Below are 15,980 nucleotides of genomic sequence, written 5' to 3'. Positions count from 1 at the left end.
GGGCTGTTCGAGATCTACTAGCGGGGGCGGACGGGGGGGCAGCCTTCGCGGGCGCGCTCCCGCTCCGGCGGCGGCGGACGCCCGGCGGCGACCCAGGCGGCGCGCTCCGCCTCCATCTTCGCGGCCCACCGGGCGCGCAGCGCCGCCGGACGGACCGGATAGCGCGCGTCGAGAAACCCGGCTTCCACCACCCGATCGGTGCGGAAGGTCCGGAAGTCCTCGCGCATCTCGCACCACCCGACCAGCAGGCGGGTGGTCTCGCGATAGCCCACGAGGAAGGGCCAGACGACCCGCCGCGACTCCCGCTCCTGTTCGTCGCGGTAGAGAAGCTCCAGCTTGCGGCCCGCGTGGATCCACCCGCGCACCCGCGCCATGTCCAGGATTTCGGGCCTGTGGTCGTCCCAGACGGGCGGACTCGCCACGGCGGGTTCGAGCAGGACCGGACGCAGCCGCTCGGGCACGGTCGCCGCGATCTTGGCGATCAGGTCGCGGGCGGCCCGCGCGAGGGCGGGATCGCCCCGCCCCGCCACCCACTGCGCCCCGAGCACCGCCGCCTCGACCTCGTCCGAGGTCAGCATCAGCGGCGGCATGTCGAAGCCGCCCTCCAGCACATAGCCGACGCCGGCCTCGCCGCGGATCGGCACCCGCTGCCCGATCAGGGTGGCGATGTCCCGGTAGATGGAGCGCTTCGAGGTTTCCAGTTCGAGGGCGATCGCCTCCGCCGTCACCGGACGGGAGGCGCGTCGCAGCACCTGGATGATCTGGAAAAGCCGGTCCGCGCGTCTCATGCCGCCACCCTTGCGCACGGTTGCTGACAGCATGCTGTCAGCAGGCTGTCAGTAGTCAACCCCGGCCGGCGGCGAGGGGCCGCCGGGAGCCGGAGGAAAGATGATGCTGACCCTGTTTCACGCCCCGCAGTCGCGGTCCGGACGGATCGTCTGGCTGCTCGAGGAGACCGGCGCGCCGTACGAGATCGACTATGTGGAGATCTTCCGCGCCGTTTCGCGCACCGGCCGTCGCGATCCGGCCAATCCTCATCCGGACGGCAAGGTCCCCGCCCTGCTGCACGACGCCGCGCTGGTCACGGAGTCGGCGGCGATCGCCCTGTACCTGACCGACCTGTTTCCGGCGGCGGGGCTGGGGGCTCCCGTCGGCTCCCCGGAGCGGGCCGCCTACCTCACCTGGCTGGCGTGGACGGCGGGGGAGATGGAGCCGGCCTACTGGAGCCGGATCCGCGGCGAGACCGAGGCCGATCCGGTCGCCCGGGCCCGGTACGAGGCGGTCAACGCCCGCCTGCTGGGCGCGCTGGAGCACGGGCCCTACCTGATGGGCCACCGGTTCACCGCGGTGGACGTGATGGTCGGTTCGGCGATGCTGTGGGCCCGCGAGTACGGACCCGAGAGCCGGGCCATGGACGACTGGCTGGCCCGCATCTCCGCCCGGCCGGCGAGCCTGCGGGCGGCGGCGAAGGACGGGGCCGCGCCGCCGCTGGCGGAAGTGGCGTGAGGTTCAGGCGGCGTGGGCGGCGGCGGCGCCGTCGCCATCGCCGGGGCGCTCCGCGGCGCGCAGGCAGGCGACGAACTCGTCCCGCCACAGCCCGACATCGCTGTCGCGCACCACCTGCATCAGGGACGCCCATTTCCGCTTGCGCTCCTCCAGCGGCATGGTGAGGGCCCGCTTGATGGCGTCCGACAGCTCCTCGCGGCTGAACGGGTTCACCAGCAGGGCCTCGCCCATCTGCTCGGCGGCGCCCGCGAAGCGGGACAGGATGAGCACGCCCGGATCGTCGGGGTTCTGGGCGGCGACATACTCCTTCGCCACCAGGTTCATGCCGTCGCGCAGCGGCGTCACCAGTCCGACCCGGGCCGCCCGGTAGATGCCGGCCAGCTGGTCGCGGCGGTAGGTGCGGTTCAGGTAGCGGATCGGCTGCCAGTCCATGTCGGCGAAGGCGCCGTTGATCCGACCCGCGAGGGCGTCCAGCCGCGCCCGGATGTCCTGGTAGGCGTCGACGTCGTCGCGGCTGATCGGCGTCACCTGCAGCAGGAAGACCTCGCCGCGCATGTCCGGATTGTCGGCGAGGAACTGCTCGTAGCCGAGCATGCGCTGCTCCAGGCCCTTGGAGTAGTCGAGACGGTCGACGCCGACGATCATCGACCGGAAGGCGGCCGAGGCCGCCATCCGGTCGTAGGTGCGCGCGCCGAGGGTGGAGTTGCGCGCGGCGAGGAAGCCGTCGACGTCGATGCCGATCGGGAAGACGCCGGTCTGCACGGTGCGCCCGAACGCCTCCAGCCCGTCGTTGGGCAGCAGACGGCCGTTCACGCTCGGCTCCGAGGCCACATAGTCGCGGAACAGGTCCAGCCACTCGCGCGTGTGGAAGCCGAGCAGATCGTAGTCGAACATCGATTCGACCAGGCGCCGGTGATACGGCAGCGTCACCAGCAGCTGCCGGGCCGGCCACGGCGTGTGCAGGAAGAAGCCGATCCGGTTGCGGACGCCCAGCCGCCTCAGGTCCCGGGCCAGCGGGATCATGTGGTAGTCATGGATCCAGACGATGTCGTCGGGCTGGATCAGCGGGGCCAGCACCTCGGCGAAGCGGGCGTTGGTGCGCTCGTACCCCTCGCCATAGGACCGCTCGTACTCGGTCAGGTCGATGCGGTGGTGGAACAGCGGCCACAGGGTCTTGTTGGCGTAGCCGTTGTAGTACTCCTCGACGTCCTGGGCCTCGAGGTCGACCAGGGCGACGGTGACCCCCGCCCGGTCCTCGATCTTGGCCTCGGGGACGAAGGTCTCGACCGTCTCGCCCGACCAGCCGAACCACAGGCCGTCGTATTTCCGCAGCGCCGCCGACAGCGCCATGGCCAGTCCGCCGGCCGAGCCGGCGGCCGGATCCTTCGGCGCGGACACGCGGTTGGAGACGACGATCAGGCGGCTCATGGCGTGTAAACCGTTGCGGACGGCGTTCGGGCCCAGCGCGATTTCGTGAGCGCGATCATCGCACGTTCGTCCATGACCGGCTGAGCAGCACGGCGCAGTTGATGATGCCGACCAGCGAGTAGGTCTGCGGGTAGTTGCCCCACAGCTCGTTGTCCCCCAGCGAAATGTCCTCGCTGAGCAGGCCGGCGTGGGTCCGGCGGCTCAGCATCTCCTCGAAGATCGCCCGCGCCTCCTCGGTGCGGCCGTTCAGGTGCAGCGCCTCGATGAACCAGAAGGTGCAGAAGTTGAAGGCCGTCTCCGGCTCCCCGAAGTCGTCCGGCTCGACGTAGCGGAACAGGTAGGGGCCCTTCTTCAGCTCGCGCTCGATGGCCTCGAAGGTGCCGACCTGGCGGGGGTCCAGCGGATCGAGGAAGCCCAGATCCGTCAGCTGCAGCAGCGAGGCGTCCAGCTCGCGATTGCCGTAGCTGGCGGCGAAGCGGCCCTCGTCGGGGAGGTAGGCCTCGGCCTCGATGCGTTCGCGGATGGCGCGCGCCCGGTCGGCCCAGACCTCCGCCCGGCTGGCGAGGCCGAGGTGGGTCGCCGCCTTGGCGAGGCGGTCGCAGGCGGCCCAGCACATCACCGAGGAATAGGTGTGAACCCGGGCGATGGTGCGGAACTCCCACAGGCCGGCGTCGGGCTGGTCATGCATGGCGAAGGCCCGTTCCCCGACCTTCTCCAGCGCATAGAAGTCGTCGATGGTGGCGGGGCGGATCAGCCGGTGGTCGTAGAAGGCCTGCACCAGCGGCAGGACGATCTGGCCGTAGACGTCGTGCTGCAGGTGCTCGTGGGCCTGGTTGCCGATGCGCACCGGCTTCATGCCGCGGTAGCCCTCGACGGTGTCGATGATCCGTTCGCCGATGCCCGGCTCCAGCCCGACGCCGTACACCGGCTGGACGTGGCCGCCGCCGGAGTCGTCGACGAGATTGCGCAGGTAGCCGAGATAGTTCTCGAGGATGTCGACCGCGCCCAGGCGGTTCAGCGCCCGCACCACATAGTAGGCGTCGCGAATCCAGCAGTAGCGGTAGTCCCAGTTGCGGCCGCTCTCCGGGAATTCCGGCACGGAGGTGGTCAGGGCGGCGACGATCGCCCCCGTCTCCTCGTAGGCGCACAGCTTCAGGGTGATGGCGGCGCGGATCACCGCCTCCTGCCAGTCGAGCGGCAGGTAGAGCTTGCGCACCCAGTCCTGCCAGTAGGCGATGGTGCGGTCGAGCGCCGCCTGCACTCCGGGGCCGACGTCCTGGTCGTAGCCTTCGTCCGGACCGAGGAAGAAGGCGTACGGCCGCTCGAGCCGGAAGGTGCGCTCGTTCATCACATGCGAGACCGGGCAGTCGGTAGTCAGCCGCATGGTGACGTCGGTGCACAGATAGCGGATGTGGTTGGAGCCGCTGGTCCGCTCCGCCGGACGCGCCCCCCAGTCCGCCGAGGGCCGCAGCCGCACGCGGATGCGCGGCGCCCCCTCGAGCGGCCGGACCACGCGTCCGAAGGCCAGCGGCCGGTAGGTCCGGCTGTGCTTCGGATGGCGCGGGGCGAAGTCGATGATCTCGACCGCCGCGCCGTCCTCGGCGGTCAGCACGGTGCGCAGCACGGGCGTGTTGCGGATGTAGGCCTGGCTGACGTGCTTGACCCCCTCCAGTTCGACGTCCCAGAAGCCGTGCCCGGGGTCGCTTCCGTCCATCAGGGCGGAGAAGACGGGATCGCCGTCCACCCGCGGGGCGCAGGCCCAGACGTAGCGGCCGCGCCGGTCGATCAGGGCGCTGATCGAGCAGTTGCCGACGGGCGCGAGGTCGAGATCCGGGGTCATGCCGCCTCCTGCAGGCGCTCGAGCCAGTCCAGCACCGCGTCGACGTCCGGCAGGGCGTAGCGCGCCGCCGTCTCGCGCGGCGGGCCGACGAGCACGCCGAAGCCGCCCAGGATCTCGGCGGCGCGGAAGCCGTGTTCGTCCGTCAGGTCGTCGCCCAGCATCACCGGCCGGGCTCCGGCGAAGGGCGGCTCCTCCATGAAGGCGGCGACGGCCGTCCCCTTGTCCGTTCCGGGCGTCTTCAGCTCGACGACCAGGTTGCCGGGCTGCATGACCAGCCCCGTTTCCTCGGCGAGCCTTCGGGCCAGGTCCATCGCCTCGTCGCCGGCGGCCTTCGCCTGACGGAAGTGCAGGCCGGCGGAGACCATCTTGTCCTCGACGATGACGCCGGGCGTGGCGCGGGCGAAGGCCTCGAACGCCTCCACCGCCCGGCGCACGCCGGCGGCCGGTTCGATCCGGTGGAGCGACCCGTCGGCCCGGCGACGCTCGAGGCCGTGCACGCCCGAGGCGGCGTCCAGCGCGGCGTCAGAAATCCGGTCGATCTCGGCGAGGGTGCGGCCGCTGACGATCGCCACCCGGCCCTCGAAGCGGCGGGCGGCCTCGCGCAGGACCCGGGTGCGGCGCGGCAGCGGAACCACGGCGTCCGGGGTCTCGGCGAGCGGCGCCAGCACGCCGTCGAGGTCGAGGAACAGCGCCGGCTGACGGAGTCGGACAGGCGGCGGCGGCAGGTGCGGTGAAGTTTCGACAGCCGCGATCGCGGCGCCGGTGTCTGGTTGTGACGTCCCCATGGCTGTCCCTAACGCGCAACCCGGCGGAGGGTTGACCCAAGCTTCGCTTTTTTCATGACGACCCGGGACCGGCGAGACGCGGCCGGATTGTGCAAGCGCGGTGGATAGGCCAATTCCCGGGGATGACCGATGCTGGCCCCCTCCCCGCCGAACCGTCCGCCATGATCGACCGCGCGCGCGAGGTCGTGCGCCTGAACGTCGCCGCCCTGCAGGCGCTCGAGGCGGGGCTCGGAGACGACCTGGTGCGGGCCGTCGAGACCATTCTGTCGCGGCCCGGCTACGTCGTCGTCACGGGCATGGGCAAGTCGGGCCACATCGGCGGCAAGATCGCCGCCACCCTCGCCTCCACCGGCACCAACGCCTTCTTCGTGCATCCGGCGGAGATGAGCCACGGCGACCTGGGCATGCTGCGCAAGGACGTGACCCTGCTGGCGATCTCCAACTCCGGCGAGAGTCGCGAGCTGCGCGATCCGCTGATCTACTGCCAGCGGGAGGGCATCCCGGTGATCGGGATCACCCAGCGGCCGAACAGCTTCCTCGGACGCTCGTCCGCGGTCTGCCTGACCCTGCCGCAGGTGGCGGAGGCCTGCCCCAACGGCCTCGCCCCCACCACCTCGACCCTGATGACGCTGGCGATGGGCGACGCCCTGGCCATGGTGCTGATGGACCGCCGCGGGTTCACCGCCGAGGACTTCGGCCTGCATCACCCCGGCGGCAAGCTGGGCATGAGTCTGCAGAGCGTGCGCGACTGGATGGGCGACCGGCCGCCGGCCCCGGCGCTCGTGCCGACCACCGCGACCTTCGCCGAGGTCGTGTCCGCCATCACCGAGGGCCGCAAGGGGGCCACGGCCGTGGTCGGCCCGGACGGCCGGCTGGCCGGCATCGTCACCGACGGCGACGTGCGCCGCGCCTTCGGCCGCGAGAACGCCGCCGGCCTGACCGCCGCCGACATCATGAGCCCGCGCCCCAAGGTCGTCGCCCCCGATGCCCGCATGAGCGACGCCATCGACCTGATGACCCAGAACAAGATCGCCACCCTGCTGGTCCTCGAGGACGAGCGGCCGGTCGCGATCATCCACATCGCCGAGCTGATGCAGGCGGGGTACGTGAGCTGAGGGGGTGGGGCGTAGGGTGTAGGGTTTAGGGTTTAGGGTTTAGGGTCTTGGGTGTGGAGAGCTCCAGGGGCGCCGGGCACGTCCCGCGTAGACCCCACACCCCACGCCCGACACCCCCTCTTCAGTACGCCGTCCGCCCGTCGATATTGCCCGGCGGCGCGTAGCGGCAGGCCAGCACCGAGCGGTCGCCGCGGGTCTCGACGGCGCAGCCGACGTGGGTGGTGTCGCGCCAAACCAGCTGGGTGTAGTGCGCCACCTCGGCCCAGTTTCCCGTCCGGCTGACGTTCGGGAACGGGCCGTGCCGGTAGTCGGCGCGCTCGGCCGCCCACTCCCCCACCATCTCCTCGGGCGTCCAGACCCGGCCGCCCCAGCCGGTCCACAGGTTTTCGCCGTGGCCGTGCGGCGCCGGATCGTGGGCGAAGGTGTCGCCGCCGATCAGCTCGCGCGCCCACACCCGGGCCTCCGCCTCAAGGGAGTCGGCCCAGCGCAGCGGCGGGACGCCGACCCGCGCCCTTTCGGCGTTGTGCGCCTCGAGCAGCCGACGCTCGACCTCGCTGGACGGGGCGGTCGTGCGCGGCGGGGCGATCGGCTGCACCACCCGCGGCCGCTGCGGCGGCGGAACCACCAGCAGCCCGGGATCGGCGCAGGCGGCGGCGCCCCCGAGCAGCAGGGCAGCGGCCGCCGCGCGGGCGGGACGCATTGCGCGCCTCAGCGGACCTGGGCCCCGTCGCCGAACGGCGCGTCGGCCCGGGCGCTTTCGACGTCGTCGCCCTCGAGCGTGCGCGTCTCCGCCGGCTTGCCGGCCTGGAACTCCTCGGTCGCGGTGCGCTTGCGGGCCCGCATCTGGTCGGCCAGGGCATCCATGTCGAGGCCGGCGGCGCGCGCCTGGCTGAACATGCCTTCGGAGCGCTTCTCCTCCTCCTCGACGTGGTGCTCGATCATCTCCGACAGCACCTTGACCTTGGCGTCGTAGAAGGCCTCGTCGGGACCGCCCGCCTCGATGTCGTTGATCAGCAGCTTGGCGGCGTCGTGCTCGACATAGGCCTCGTCGACGAGGTCGTCCTCGATCTTGCCGCGGCAGGCGGGGTAGAAGATCTCCTCCTCGATCACGGTGTGCACCTTCAGCTCGAGGCAGATCTGCTCGGCCAGCTTCTGCTTGGTGGCCTTGCCGTTGGTGTTCTCGAACTTTTCGAACAGTTGCTCCACCTCCCGGTGGTCCGCCTTCAGCATGGCGATGGCGTCCATATCTTCGTAGTTCTGGGCCATCCGGCGCCTCCATGGGTTGGTTCGGCGACAGAAGGCGCAAGACGGCCGGCCGTTCCGCCCGACGGCGAAGCTGAGAGTCGTTCGCGGTGAAGCTGCGCCGCCCCTTGTTACTTGACGTTGACGTAAACGTAGGGTTTCTGACAGGCGCGTTTCGAAACCGCACCCTCCCTTCGAAGCCCAAGGAGCACTCCATGGCCGACGCCTACATCTACGATGCGGTCCGCACCCCGCGCGGCAAGGGCAAGAAGGACGGCTCGCTGCACGAGATCACCGCGCTGAGCCTCGCCACCCAGGTGCTGGAGGCCCTGCGCGACCGCAACGGGCTGGACACCTCGAAGGTGGACGACGTCATCCTCGGCTGCGTCTCGCCGGTGGGCGAGCAGGGCGCCGACATCGCCCGTACCGCCGTGCTCAACGCCGGCTGGGCCCAGACCACCGCCGGCGTCCAGATCAACCGCTTCTGCGCCTCGGGCCTCGAGGCGGTGAACATGGCCGCGGCCAAGGTGAAGGCCGGCGAGGCCGACTTCGCCGTGGGCGGCGGGGTCGAGGCCATGAGCCGGGTGCCGATGGGCTCCGACGGCGGCGCCTGGCCGGTGGATCCGTCCTCGGCCTTTTCGACCTATTTCGTGCCGCAGGGCGTCTCGGCCGACATGATCGCCTCGAAGTGGGGCTTCAGCCGCGACGACGTCGACGCCTATTCCGTTGAGAGCCACAAGCGCGCGGCGCGCAGCTGGGAAGAGGGCCGCTTCGCGAAGTCGGTGGTGCCGGTGAAGAACCAGCTCGGCCTCGTCCAGCTGGACCGCGACGAGACCATCCGCCCCAACACCGACATGCAGACGCTGGGCGCGCTGAACCCGTCCTTCGCCATGATGGGCGAGATGGCCTTCGACAGCGTGATCAACCAGCGCTACCCCGAGGTGGAGCGGGTCAACCACGTCCACACGCCGGGCAACTCCTCCGGCATCGTTGACGGTTCGGCCGGGGTGCTGATCGGATCGCTTGAGGCCGGCCAGGCGCTCGGCCTCAAGCCCCGCGCGAAGATCCGCGGCGCCGCCTCGATCGGCTCGGAGCCGTCGATCATGCTGACCGGGCCCGAGTTCGTGACGCAGAAGCTGCTCGGCAAGCTGGGCATGACCACCGCCGACATCGACCTGTGGGAGCTGAACGAGGCCTTCGCCGCCGTGGTGCTGCGCTACATGCAGGCGCTCGACATCCCGCACGACAAGATCAACGTCTGCGGCGGCGCCATCGCCATGGGCCACCCGCTGGGCGCCACCGGGGCGATGATCACCAGCGTGGTGCTGGACGAGCTGGAGCGCTCGGACAAGGAGACCGCCCTGGTCACCCTGTGCATCGGCGGCGGCATGGGCACCGCGACGGTCATCGAGCGCGTCTGATGACGCTTCGCCCCGTCAGCTTCGGCGACCTCGAACTCGTCTGCGACCATCGTCGGCGGATGTTCGAGGCGGCGGGCCGCGACGGGGCGACGCTCGAGCGGATGACCGAGGCCTTCCGGCCGTGGCTGGCGTCCCGCCTTCGCAGCGGGGAGTACGGCGGCTGGGTGGCCGAGCACGACGGGCAGGCGGTCGCCAGCGTGGGCCTGATGTTCATCGACTGGCCGCCGCATCCGGAGCACCCCGACTGCGACCGGCGCGGCTACGTGCTGAACCTGTTCGTCGAGCCGGACCACCGCAGACGGGGCCACGCCGCCCGGCTGATGGACCGGGTCGAGGCCGAGGCCCGGGCGCGCGGCGTGCACTACCTGATCCTTCACCCGACGGCCCAGGCGCGGCCGATCTACGAAACCATGAACTGGCAGGCGACGTCCGAAATGTCGCTCCGCCTCAGCTAGAGCCGAGGATTCCGATGGAAAACTTCAAGATCGACGTCGACGCCGACGGCATCGCCCTGATCACCTTCGACGTCCCCGGACGGTCGATGAACACCCTGACCTCGGGCGTCATGGCCGAGATCCCGCAGTGGGTCGAACGGGTGAAGACCGACGACGCCATCAAGGGCGCGGTGCTGACCTCGGGCAAGACCAGCGGCTTCTGCGCCGGGGCGGACCTCGGCGACATGGCGGCGGGCATGCTCGGCGGGGCGGACCTGCAGGCGGCCTATGACGCCGGCTGGCGGCTGAACGGGGCCCTGCGCGCCCTCGAGACCTGCGGCAAGCCGGTCGCCGCGGCGATCAACGGCCTGGCCCTCGGCGGCGGCCTGGAGCTGACCCTGGCCTGCCACTACCGGGTCGCCGGCGACGATCCGAAGATCCAGTTGGGCCTGCCGGAGATCAAGGTCGGCCTGTTCCCCGGCGGCGGCGGCACCCAGCGCCTGACCCGCCTGATCGGCGTCCAGGCGGCGATGATGGCCATGAGCGAGGGCAAGTCCTTCCGCCCCAATGACGCCAAGGGCGCGGGCATCATCCACGAGGTCGTCGCGAAGGGCGGCGAGGTCGAGGCGGCGAAGGCGTGGATCAAGGGCGGCGGCAAGGCCGTCCAGCCGTGGGACGAGAAGTCCTTCAAGCTTCCGGGCGGCGGCCCCTACCACCCCGCCGGCATCCAGAACTTCCTCGTCGGCAACGCCATGCTGCGCAAGCAGTCCTACGGCAACTACCCGGCCGTGCTGAACCTGATGAAGGCCGTCTACGAGGGCGTGCAGGTGCCGATGGACGCGGCCCTGCGCATCGAGACCCGCTACTTCATCAAGACCCTGATGACGCCCCAGGCCCAGGGCATGATCCGCTCGCTGTTCCTGTCCAAGCAGGAGCTCGACAAGGGCGCCGTGCGCCCGGCCGGCGTGCCCAAGTCCGACCCGAAGAAGGTCACCGTGCTGGGCGCCGGCATGATGGGCGCGGGCATCGCCTATGTGCAGGCCATGGCCGGCATCGAGACCATCCTGATCGACCGCGACCAGGAGAGCGCCGACAAGGGCAAGGCCCATGTCGCCGAACTGCTGAAGAAGCGGCTGTCGCGCGGCCAGATCGACCAGGCGAAATACGACGCCCTGCTCGCCTCCGTGACGGCGACCACCGACTATGACCTGATCAAGGGCTCGGACCTCGTCATCGAGGCGGTGTTCGAGAACCGCGAGATCAAGGCCGACGTGACGAAGCGGGCCGAGGCCCAGCTGGAGCCGGGCGCCGTGTTCGGCTCCAACACCTCGACCCTGCCGATCACCGGCCTGGCCGAAGCCTCGGTGCGGCCGGAGGACTTCATCGGCATCCACTTCTTCTCGCCGGTCGACAAGATGATGCTGGTCGAGATCATCATGGGCGAGAAGACCGGCCAGGAAGCGCTGGCGAAGTCCCTCGACTACGTCATGAAGATCAGGAAGACCCCGATCGTCGTCAACGACGGGCGCGGCTTCTACACCTCGCGCTGCTTCGGCACCTATGTCGCCGAGGGTCTGGCCATGCTGGAGGAGGGCTACGCCCCCGCCCTGATCGACAACATCGGCCGCATGACCGGCATGCCGCGCGGCCCGCTGGAGATGCACGACGACGTGGCGCTGGACCTGTCGGTCAAGATCGCGAAGCAGACGAAGGAAGACCTCGGGGACGCCTACCAGCCGCTGCCGGGCTGGAAGATCGTCCAGACCATGGTCGAGGACCTCGGCCGCTACGGCCGCAAGAACGGCAAGGGCTTCTACGACTACGACAGCAAGCCGAAGAAGCTGTGGTCCGGCCTGTCGGACCTCGCTCCGGTGACGATCAACGACTCCACGCCGGAGATGGTCGAGGACCAGAAGCGCCGCCTGCTCTACCGCCAGGCGGTCGAGGTAGCCCGCTGCTGGGAAGAGGGCGTCATCGACGACCCGCGCGAGGCCGACGTCGGGGCCATCCTGGCCTGGGGCTTCGCGCCCTGGACCGGCGGTCCGATCACCATGATCGACCAGATCGGGCTGAAGGCCTTCGTCGAGCAGGCCGACGTCTATGCGGCGAAGTACGGCGACCGCTTCTCGCCCCCGCAGCTGCTGCGCGACATGGCGGCGAAGGGCGAGACCTTCTACGGCAAGTTCGCCGGGCAGAAGGCGGCGGCGTAATCCTGCCCTTCTCCCCTTGCGGGAGAAGGTGGCCCGCGAAGCGGGTCGGATGAGGGGTCGCGCACACGGCGACCGTGCGACCCCTCACCCGACCGCACAAGGGCAACGGCTTCGCCGCCGCGTGCGGTCTCCCTCTCCCGCAAGGCGAGAGGGGACCTAGAGGTTCACCACCTCGAACCCGTCCTCGGCCTGCAGCCGTTCGGCCAGCACGGCGCGGTGGCAGCCGGCGTGTTCGGCCTCGAAGCACAGCAGGGCGGTGGGCCGGTCCTTCGCGATCTCGCGCAGCCGTTCGAAGGCCAGCCGGGACGGCGGCTCCTGCATGTGGTCGGCGAAGATCGAGCGCATCTCGCCGATCCGCCCCGCCCGCGCCGCGTCCCGCCCCGCCTTGGGCGTGCCGAGATCGCGCAGGTGGACGTATTCGATCCCCGCCTCGGCGAGGCTGGAGCCCAGCACCGTCTTGGAGAAGCCGGCCCGTCGCGACGCGGCCACCGCCCGCACGTCGGCCAGCACCTTCACGCCCGCCGCCTTCAGCCGGTCGATCACCGCCGCCTGCGGCTCGCCCTCGTAGCCGATGGTGAACAGCTTCATGCCGGGCCCATCCCCGGCACGGCCCCGGCCTCGACGGCGATGTCGACGCAGGCCTGCCGCCCGGCGCTGAACTGCTTCGGCTCGGTCACGCTCATGACGCCGAGGACGGCCGTGGCGGCCGCCAGCTCGGTCCCGTCATCCTCGGGCGCGCCCGCCTCGATCGCCTTCAGCCTCCACCAGTCGCGGATGAACCAGGTCGGCCCGGCCACGTGGCCGCCGTCGCGGGCCGCCTCCTGGATCATGATCTCCATGTGCGCCTGACAGGTGCGGGCCTGCTCGAGGCTCGGCGCATCGGCGGCCAGCAACGCAAGCATCGGAAGGATCATGGAAGGCTCCTGTTCGTGCGCGAGCTTGACGCAGCCCCCGGGATATTGCGAGTCCGGAGCCCGCCAGCCTCAGGAACCGTCAGATGCGCCGCACCCTGCTCCTCGCCCTCCTGCTCACCGGGGCGGCCACGTCCGCGCAGGCCCAGAACCTCGTGATCCGCGGCGGGCCGATCTACACCGGCGTGGAGGCCGCCCCGACGGCCGAGGTGGTGCAGGTGCGCGACGGACGCATCGCCTGGGTGGGGTCGGCCGCGGATGCGCCGGCGGCGGACGGGCTGGAGGCCGTCGACCTGAAGGGCTCCGCCCTGTTCCCCGGCTTCACCGACGGTCACGCCCACCTCGACGGGATCGGCTGGCGCGAACTGACCCTCAACCTCGAAGGCTCGGCCTCGGTCGCCGAGGCCATGGCCCGCCTGACCGCCTGGGCCGAGGCTCACCCCGAGGGGCCGATCGTCGGCCGCGGCTGGATCGAGACGCACTGGCCCGAGGCGCGCTTCCTCACCGCCGCCGATCTGGACGCCGCCGCGCCGGGCCGCGTCGTCCTGCTGGGCCGGGCCGACGGCCACGCCGTGGTCGCCTCCAGCGCCGCCCTGGCGGCCGCCGGGATCGACGCCTCGACTGCGGCCCCGTCCGGCGGGGAGATCCTCAAGGATGACCAGGGCCGACCCACCGGCCTGCTGGTCGATGCGGCCGAACAGCTGGTCGCGGAGCTGATGCCCCAGGCCGACCCCGAGGCCCTGCGCGAGGCCTACCGCGCCGGCTTCCGGGTCGAGGCGGCGTACGGCTGGACCGGCGTCCACTTCATGAGCGCCCCGTGGCGGGACATCCCCCTGCTGGAGCAGATGGCCGAGGCCGGCGAGGCCCCGCTGCGGGTCTACAACAGCGTCACCCCGGACGGGGCGCAGGCCCTGTTCGCCTCGGGTCCGCGCAGCGTGGCCGACGGGCGGGTGATCACCCGCGCGGTGAAGTACTACGCGGACGGCGCCCTGGGCTCGCGCGGCGCCGCCCTGTTCGCGCCCTACGCCGACCGCCCCGACACGACCGGCCTGATGCAGATCGGCGAGCAGGAGATCGTGCCGCTGTACGAGCAGGCGCTGCGGGCGGGCATCCAGATCGCGACCCACGCCATCGGCGACCGGGGCAACGCCTCGGTGGCCGAGTGGTACCAGCAGGCGCTGGCGGGCGTGGCCCCGTCGGAGCGGCCCAACGGCGCCGACGTGCGCTGGCGCATCGAGCACGCCCAGATCCTGCGTCCGGCCGACTACCACTGGTTCCAGGACCTGCCGATCATCGCCTCGATGCAGCCCAGCCACGCCATCGGCGACCTGCATTTCGCCCCGGCCCGCCTCGGCGACGCGCGGCTGGACGGCGCCTATGCCTGGCGCAGCCTGGTCGACCGGGGAGTGATCGTGGTCGGGGGCTCCGACGCCCCGGTCGAGCGCGGCTCCCCCCTGATCGAGTTCTACGCCGCCATCGCCCGCGCCGACCTGCAGGGCTTCCAGGGCCCCGACTGGCGGCCGCTGGAGGCGGTGGACCGCGCCACGGCGTTGAAAATGTTCACCCTCTGGCCGGCGTACGCCAGCTTCCGCGAAGCCGAGCTGGGCACCATCGAGGTCGGCAAGCGCGCCGACCTGACCGCCTTCGACGTCGACCTGATGACCGCCGCGCCCGCCGACATCCTCGGCGGCAGGGCGACCCTGACCGTGGTCGACGGGGTCGTCGTCCACCGCGCCGAGTGACGCGAAACGGGGCGGCCCTTTCGGAGCCGCCCCGCTTGATGCTTTCCGCCGTTGGCCCTAAATCTGCGTCCGGCTCCGCGGGCATGATGTAGTGGTAGCCTGAAAGCTTCCCAAGCTTTTCGTGCGGGTTCGATTCCCGCTGCCCGCTCCAGCCTCCCCCCCTACTGCACCGTCTCGACGTTCACGCCGCGCTGCTCCAGCAGGCGCTGGACGCTGTCGTCGCCGGCGAGGTGGGCGGCGCCGACGGCGACGAAGGCTGTGCCCTCGCCGGCCAGCAGCTGCTGGATCTGGCCGGCCCAGTCTGCGTTCCGCTGGACCAGCAGGGCCTGGTAGATGGCCTCGCTCTCCTCGCGCATGTCGGCGACGCCCAGCGCCTCGATCACGGCGACATCGCCGCGCGCCCAGGCCTCGACGAGGCGATCCAGCTCGACGGGGGCGTCCTCGAAGGCGTCCAGGGTGCTGGTCAGGAAGGCCATCTGGTCGGCCTCGGGGAAGCCGGCGAGGATCCGCACCTGCCGGTCGATGGTCTCGAAGCCCTTCACGGGCTTGCCCGCCGCCTCGGCGCGGGCCTTGAGGATCAGCTCCACCCCCGACTGCGGATCGTAGCCGGCGCGCTGCAGCGGCGCGATCGACAGGGTCAGGGCGGCCAGCCACGGCCGCAGGTTGTCCATGGCCATGGCGTTGGCGCCCATGGTGCGCGCGGCGTTGTCGAACAGGGTCAGCTCGCCGGACGACAGCTTCAGCGTCAGGCGCTGGGTCGGGTCGACGCCGTGCTGCTGGATCAGCGGCACGAGGGCCGCCTGGTCGTCCGGGTTGGAGATCTCCAGCCACAGCTCGTCGGCCTCGGCGAAGGCCCGCTCCACCCGCTCCGAACTCCAGGCCGTGGTCGGGCGCAGCATGTGAACCGTGCCGAACAGATAGATGGTCGAGTCGGCGTCGCGGATCACCCACAGGGCCGGACCGGCGCCTTCGGCCCGGGCCACGGCGGGGCGTTCGGCGGCGGGGGCGGGCGCGAGCGTCTGGGCGAGGGCCCGGGCCGGCTGCAGGGCGATGGCGGCGGCGAGGCCGAGGCCGAGGGCCGTTCCGAGGGCGGCGCGGGCCACGCCGGCGGCGAGGCGGAGCGGACGGAAGGTCATGGGGCGGGATCCTCGTCGTGGAAGATGGATTCGATGGGCTGGCCGAAGACCCGGGCGATGCGGAAGGCCAGCGGCAGGGAGGGGTCGTAGCGGCCGGTCTCGAGCGCATTGACGGTCTGGCGCGAGACGCCGAGGGCCTCGGCGAGATGGGCCTGACTCCAGTTGCGTTCGGCGCGGAGCACCTTGAGGCGGTTGTTCACGGGACGACCC

At 71.2% G+C, this 15,980-nt stretch carries 16 protein-coding genes and 1 tRNA gene; 7 read left to right on the top strand and 10 right to left on the bottom strand.

Translation table 11 applies throughout. The features are described 5' to 3' along the window. Positions 1-17 precede the first annotated feature (17 nt). Positions 18-788: a YafY family protein gene (locus tag H2038_RS11845; RefSeq protein ID WP_292113365.1), complete on the bottom strand. Its 771-nt coding sequence runs from the start codon at positions 786-788 to the stop codon at positions 18-20. A 103-nt stretch (positions 789-891) separates the two neighbouring features. On the opposite strand from H2038_RS11845, the gene H2038_RS11840 reads away from it, so the two are divergent. Next, entirely contained in the window at positions 892-1,506 is a 615-nt protein-coding gene (locus H2038_RS11840) for a glutathione S-transferase family protein (RefSeq protein ID WP_292113362.1), read from the top strand. A gap of 3 nt (positions 1,507-1,509) precedes the next feature. Here H2038_RS11840 and H2038_RS11835 read toward each other — a convergent pair whose 3' ends face one another. From H2038_RS11835 to otsB, 3 genes are read right to left on the bottom strand one after another with little or no spacing between them, the layout of a single operon-like run. Then, a complete protein-coding gene (locus H2038_RS11835) occupies positions 1,510-2,934 on the bottom strand; it encodes a trehalose-6-phosphate synthase (RefSeq protein WP_292113359.1) in 1,425 nt (474 codons plus the stop codon). A 55-nt stretch (positions 2,935-2,989) separates the two neighbouring features. Beyond that, positions 2,990-4,774 (bottom strand): glycoside hydrolase family 15 protein, encoded by a 1,785-nt coding sequence (locus H2038_RS11830; protein ID WP_292113356.1) that lies wholly within the window; start codon positions 4,772-4,774, stop codon positions 2,990-2,992. Then, entirely contained in the window at positions 4,771-5,559 is a 789-nt protein-coding gene (gene otsB, locus H2038_RS11825; RefSeq protein ID WP_292113353.1) for a trehalose-phosphatase, read from the bottom strand. Before otsB ends, H2038_RS11830 begins: the two co-directional genes overlap by 4 nt. Positions 5,560-5,720: 161 nt before the next feature. Here otsB and H2038_RS11820 point away from each other — a divergent pair, with 161 nt between their 5' ends. Further along, the gene (locus H2038_RS11820; protein WP_292113350.1) at positions 5,721-6,674 is read left to right on the top strand and encodes a KpsF/GutQ family sugar-phosphate isomerase; all 954 of its coding nucleotides are present in this window, start codon (positions 5,721-5,723) and stop codon (positions 6,672-6,674) included. 121 nt (positions 6,675-6,795) lie between these two features. On the opposite strand, the gene H2038_RS11815 is transcribed toward H2038_RS11820, so the two are convergent. Both H2038_RS11815 and H2038_RS11810 read right to left on the bottom strand, forming a co-directional pair. Next, entirely contained in the window at positions 6,796-7,374 is a 579-nt protein-coding gene (locus H2038_RS11815; protein ID WP_292113347.1) for a CAP domain-containing protein, read from the bottom strand. 8 nt (positions 7,375-7,382) lie between these two features. Then, positions 7,383-7,940, bottom strand: a complete 558-nt coding sequence (locus H2038_RS11810; protein WP_292113344.1) for a hemerythrin domain-containing protein — start codon at positions 7,938-7,940, stop codon at positions 7,383-7,385. A gap of 191 nt (positions 7,941-8,131) precedes the next feature. Here H2038_RS11810 and H2038_RS11805 point away from each other — a divergent pair, with 191 nt between their 5' ends. Genes H2038_RS11805 through H2038_RS11795 form a run of 3 tightly spaced genes read left to right on the top strand, consistent with a single transcriptional unit; the run spans position 8,132 to position 11,981 of the window. After that, on the top strand, positions 8,132-9,337 hold the full coding sequence (locus H2038_RS11805; protein ID WP_292113341.1) for an acetyl-CoA C-acetyltransferase: 1,206 nt from the start codon (positions 8,132-8,134) through the stop codon (positions 9,335-9,337). After that, the gene (locus H2038_RS11800; RefSeq protein WP_292113337.1) at positions 9,337-9,792 is read left to right on the top strand and encodes a GNAT family N-acetyltransferase; all 456 of its coding nucleotides are present in this window, start codon (positions 9,337-9,339) and stop codon (positions 9,790-9,792) included. The genes H2038_RS11805 and H2038_RS11800 overlap by 1 nt, the downstream gene beginning before the upstream one ends. A gap of 14 nt (positions 9,793-9,806) precedes the next feature. Continuing rightward, entirely contained in the window at positions 9,807-11,981 is a 2,175-nt protein-coding gene (locus H2038_RS11795; RefSeq protein ID WP_292113335.1) for a 3-hydroxyacyl-CoA dehydrogenase NAD-binding domain-containing protein, read from the top strand. Positions 11,982-12,137: 156 nt separating this feature from the next. Here H2038_RS11795 and H2038_RS11790 read toward each other — a convergent pair whose 3' ends face one another. Further along, a complete protein-coding gene (locus tag H2038_RS11790; RefSeq protein WP_292113333.1) occupies positions 12,138-12,569 on the bottom strand; it encodes a DUF488 family protein in 432 nt (143 codons plus the stop codon). After that, positions 12,566-12,895 (bottom strand): hypothetical protein, encoded by a 330-nt coding sequence (locus H2038_RS11785; RefSeq protein ID WP_292113330.1) that lies wholly within the window; start codon positions 12,893-12,895, stop codon positions 12,566-12,568. Before H2038_RS11785 ends, H2038_RS11790 begins: the two co-directional genes overlap by 4 nt. Before the next feature lie 83 nt (positions 12,896-12,978). On the opposite strand from H2038_RS11785, the gene H2038_RS11780 reads away from it, so the two are divergent. Together H2038_RS11780 and H2038_RS11775 are read left to right on the top strand one after the other, a co-directional pair. Beyond that, entirely contained in the window at positions 12,979-14,634 is a 1,656-nt protein-coding gene (locus H2038_RS11780) for an amidohydrolase (protein ID WP_292113328.1), read from the top strand. A 77-nt stretch (positions 14,635-14,711) separates the two neighbouring features. Then, positions 14,712-14,785, top strand: a tRNA-Gly gene (locus tag H2038_RS11775). Positions 14,786-14,795: 10 nt separating this feature from the next. Here H2038_RS11775 and H2038_RS11770 read toward each other — a convergent pair. Continuing rightward, positions 14,796-15,770: a TraB/GumN family protein gene (locus H2038_RS11770; protein ID WP_292113326.1), complete on the bottom strand. Its 975-nt coding sequence runs from the start codon at positions 15,768-15,770 to the stop codon at positions 14,796-14,798. Then, on the bottom strand, positions 15,767-15,970 hold the full coding sequence (locus H2038_RS11765; protein WP_292113324.1) for a helix-turn-helix transcriptional regulator: 204 nt from the start codon (positions 15,968-15,970) through the stop codon (positions 15,767-15,769). The genes H2038_RS11770 and H2038_RS11765 overlap by 4 nt, the downstream gene beginning before the upstream one ends. Positions 15,971-15,980 lie beyond the last annotated feature (10 nt).

The sequence above is a fragment of the Brevundimonas sp. genome (assembly GCF_013912005.1).
Classification (GTDB): Bacteria; Pseudomonadota; Alphaproteobacteria; order Caulobacterales; family Caulobacteraceae; genus Brevundimonas.
This window is presented reverse-complemented; position numbering and strand designations above follow the sequence as displayed.

What these genes read in the sequence shown, in the direction of transcription:
- H2038_RS11790 (WP_292113333.1), bottom strand. Translation starts at nt 12,569, where the DNA reads ATGAAGCTGTTCACCATCGGCTACGAGGGCGAGCCGCAGGCGGCGGTG.
- H2038_RS11810 (WP_292113344.1), bottom strand. Translation starts at nt 7,940, where the DNA reads ATGGCCCAGAACTACGAAGATATGGACGCCATCGCCATGCTGAAGGCG.
- H2038_RS11835 (WP_292113359.1), bottom strand. Translation starts at nt 2,934, where the DNA reads ATGAGCCGCCTGATCGTCGTCTCCAACCGCGTGTCCGCGCCGAAGGAT.
- H2038_RS11780 (WP_292113328.1), top strand. Translation starts at nt 12,979, where the DNA reads ATGCGCCGCACCCTGCTCCTCGCCCTCCTGCTCACCGGGGCGGCCACG.
- H2038_RS11820 (WP_292113350.1), top strand. Translation starts at nt 5,721, where the DNA reads ATGATCGACCGCGCGCGCGAGGTCGTGCGCCTGAACGTCGCCGCCCTG.
- otsB (WP_292113353.1), bottom strand. Translation starts at nt 5,559, where the DNA reads ATGGGGACGTCACAACCAGACACCGGCGCCGCGATCGCGGCTGTCGAA.
- H2038_RS11830 (WP_292113356.1), bottom strand. Translation starts at nt 4,774, where the DNA reads ATGACCCCGGATCTCGACCTCGCGCCCGTCGGCAACTGCTCGATCAGC.
- H2038_RS11815 (WP_292113347.1), bottom strand. Translation starts at nt 7,374, where the DNA reads ATGCGTCCCGCCCGCGCGGCGGCCGCTGCCCTGCTGCTCGGGGGCGCC.
- H2038_RS11800 (WP_292113337.1), top strand. Translation starts at nt 9,337, where the DNA reads ATGACGCTTCGCCCCGTCAGCTTCGGCGACCTCGAACTCGTCTGCGAC.
- H2038_RS11770 (WP_292113326.1), bottom strand. Translation starts at nt 15,770, where the DNA reads ATGACCTTCCGTCCGCTCCGCCTCGCCGCCGGCGTGGCCCGCGCCGCC.
- H2038_RS11785 (WP_292113330.1), bottom strand. Translation starts at nt 12,895, where the DNA reads ATGATCCTTCCGATGCTTGCGTTGCTGGCCGCCGATGCGCCGAGCCTC.
- H2038_RS11795 (WP_292113335.1), top strand. Translation starts at nt 9,807, where the DNA reads ATGGAAAACTTCAAGATCGACGTCGACGCCGACGGCATCGCCCTGATC.
- H2038_RS11805 (WP_292113341.1), top strand. Translation starts at nt 8,132, where the DNA reads ATGGCCGACGCCTACATCTACGATGCGGTCCGCACCCCGCGCGGCAAG.
- H2038_RS11845 (WP_292113365.1), bottom strand. Translation starts at nt 788, where the DNA reads ATGAGACGCGCGGACCGGCTTTTCCAGATCATCCAGGTGCTGCGACGC.
- H2038_RS11840 (WP_292113362.1), top strand. Translation starts at nt 892, where the DNA reads ATGCTGACCCTGTTTCACGCCCCGCAGTCGCGGTCCGGACGGATCGTC.